Annotated in this window: 3 protein-coding genes; 1 reads left to right on the forward strand and 2 read right to left on the reverse strand. The window is 25.9% G+C overall.

The genetic code is table 11. From position 1 onward, the window contains the following. The first annotated feature begins 19 nt into the window (after nt 1-19). Nucleotides 20-310 (forward strand): hypothetical protein, encoded by a 291-nt coding sequence (locus tag Q0K19_RS15130; protein ID WP_297249431.1) that lies wholly within the window; start codon nt 20-22, stop codon nt 308-310. Nucleotides 311-355: 45 nt separating this feature from the next. On the opposite strand, the gene Q0K19_RS15135 is transcribed toward Q0K19_RS15130, so the two are convergent. After that, nucleotides 356-1,258 (reverse strand): hypothetical protein, encoded by a 903-nt coding sequence (locus Q0K19_RS15135; protein ID WP_297249433.1) that lies wholly within the window; start codon nt 1,256-1,258, stop codon nt 356-358. Between the two features lie 48 nt (nt 1,259-1,306). After that, the gene (locus tag Q0K19_RS15140) at nt 1,307-2,887 is read right to left on the reverse strand and encodes an HNH endonuclease signature motif containing protein (RefSeq protein WP_297249435.1); all 1,581 of its coding nucleotides are present in this window, start codon (nt 2,885-2,887) and stop codon (nt 1,307-1,309) included. Nucleotides 2,888-3,043 lie beyond the last annotated feature (156 nt).

Below are 3,043 nucleotides of genomic sequence, written 5' to 3' on the forward strand. Positions count from 1 at the left end.
ATAAAATTGGAGGATTGTTATGAATAATTTTAGAGAAGTAAATGATGATATTTTAAGAGAATGGTTAAGTTATAGAGAGGAAACTGAATTAGGATATTTAACTAACGAAGATAAAAAACATAATATAAATTTTGACGAAATAGTTGAAAATGTTTTAAAAAATGTTCCAAAACAAAATAAAAAATATGTTAAGAAACAATTAGATAGGCTCGATAAAAACTTTATGGACTATCTTTGCTATTGGAATGAGAAATATTATAGAAATGGTTTTGTTGATGGTTCTCAGTTAGTTATTGGTTGTTTGGAATAATAAATAGCAAAGCAAGATTATATTTATATATAATCTTGCTTTTTACTACTCCTCTATTATATATTGTGTTCTTGAACCTTCATTATTTTTAAAAGTTACTTCTGTAATTTCACCACACTCCTCACACTTTATATATAATTTTGTTACTATAGAATCTTCGCCATGCTCATCTCCACTTATAGTAACTTTTTTACTTTTACAATTTTTACATATAAATTGCGAAATAGGATCAAAAATCTTGTGTTGAACATTTTCATATATACTAATTAATGAAATAATTAATGCAATACACGTTGATGCTTCATATATTGTAGTATTTTGTGAATGTGTTATTTTGTTAGCATAATCCCAAGTTGCTTCTGTTATTTTTTTTATATAACTTCTATAATCACTATTTTCACTATCATTTAAATAAAATTTAATAAATAATTCAGCTTTCTTTTTAAAATTTGATTTTTGAGGTTGTTCTTCATCTCCTTCCATACCAGGCATATATATTGCATTTCCAAGTTCTATTAGTATTTCCCTGCATTGAACACCAATTGCTTGAAAATCTTCTATTTCCTTTGCACTTTCTAATTTATCTGCAGTATTTCTAAGCTTTCTTAATAGTACTGGCGTTATTTCTATGCCTAGTGTTGCTGCCTCAATATAATCTTCAGAGATATATTCTTCTCTTGCTTTCATCATTCTACTCATTAATCCTACATGAAAAGAATAAACTTCATCAGCTGTGAGATATAAAGCATCTTGTGAGTATAAATTCATTGGCAATTCTTCTCCTTCAACTACCCACCAATTTCCAGCTGTATCTGTTTTTACATTCCATACATTTACTTCAAATTCTAAATCATCAAATGAACTTTCAATTTTAGCACTAACTACTTTGCATTTTCCTTCATTTTGTTCTTCAACATATTTTATAACTTCGTCCATAGTTCTTTTCATTATTGTTCTCCTATATTATTTTTTAAGATATTCATACTATATATACCTCTATTTAAGCATTTCTTGAAAGTTAAGTGGCTTAGAAAGAACTGGTGTACCTTCACTTGTGTTTCCAGTTTTAAAGATTGTAGCCCAATAATCATAATTAGATTTACCAGAAAAAATAGTACTAGCTAAATTTCTATCTTTCCAAACTGGTAATGATATAAAGTTCTTAACAAAGTTTTCGATATTTTTCCATAACTGATCTGGAATTTTTTGTTGGAATAAATTATTATCATCATAATCAACACCAGTATTTAAGAAATATGATCTAATTATATTAGCAATTATTTTTAGCCAATTAACAAGTAATTCCTCTTTGCTAACTCTATAAGCAATTAAATGTTCATCTGTTATATCTTTGTCTTTTTTGTTTATTATTTGTTGTTCAATACGATAGATACCTACTGAAACATCGAACTTACCTATATATATATTCTCAGCAAGAATATCGCATAATTTTTTTAATTGTTCTGATTCAAGCACTCTTGGATTTTCATCATCCTTATAATTCATTGGTGTATTTAATATTGTTTTAGAATTAATAAATAAAGATAATAATGTCTTTTCAAAAGCACTATATGATATAGGTTTTTCTTTTCCTTTACCTTCAAAATCAATATAATCCGTTAATTTTGATCCTCTTGTTATATTATCTTTTTGACTATTAATTATATATTGTTTTACATTACCTCTTTCGCCTTTAAAAAACTCTACTAAGTCTTGTTCTGAAAAACTATAATCATCTGCAGACATATTATGTCCTTTTTGATATTCTTCTATTTTTTCATTTAATAGCGTATTATGTAATTGTCTAATAATAGATTTATCAAAAGCTATTTGTTTTAATTTGCTTCCTGCATTAGTGTTTGTTTCAATTAATCTTTCAACATCAGGATTAATAAACAATCGTAAAGTCATTTTTCTTGTTCCTAAAAGTATTTGAGCAACAGCTTTATGTTGTCCATCAAAAATTTTAATCTTATTATTATCTATTCTAGCTAGACTTAAATGTAATTGAGGATTTTTCTTATAGAATTCCTTAACTAACAAACTAATACTGTTATTAATTCCTCTTGGATTGATCAATTCATCATGAAATATATACTCTATTGGCACTTCAATAAATGCTGTATGTTCACCAGATAAATGATCTGTGTATATTGGAGCTTCATATACATCCGTGCCAAATTCATTAAATGTATATTTAATTTTATTATCTTCTATTTTATACTTAAAGTCATATTTTCCTCCATCAAATGCCTTAAGTACATCATTTAATGTTGCTTGTTTATTCTTTGGAGTATTCTTCTTTATGTCTTCCAATTTAGCTAATACACGAGCTACATTTAAATCAGCATCTAATTTTGACCTATTACAATGAGAATGAGTTAATGCAAAATTTATCTCACTATCTTTTCCATTGTTAACCAAAGGAATGATATGATCAATATCAGTATCATGTAATTCAGAATCAATATCTTTACAGCAAATAAAACATTTTCCTTCTTGCTGTTTAAATAATCTTTCTCTTAATAAATTTTTCTTTTCTTCACTTAAAGAATCTAAATATTTTGAGTTTGACATTTTACCACCTCTTATACTATATATTACTTTATGAATTTTTGCATAATGTTCAATAATAAATTGTACCTGTCTTTTGTATTTTCATTTTTATTACAATATTCTCTTATTACTTCTTCATTTGGTTCATATTTAATATCAATATTATATAAATCAAAT

Source organism: uncultured Brachyspira sp. (assembly GCF_944393015.1).
Lineage (GTDB): Bacteria > Spirochaetota > Brachyspiria > Brachyspirales > Brachyspiraceae > Brachyspira.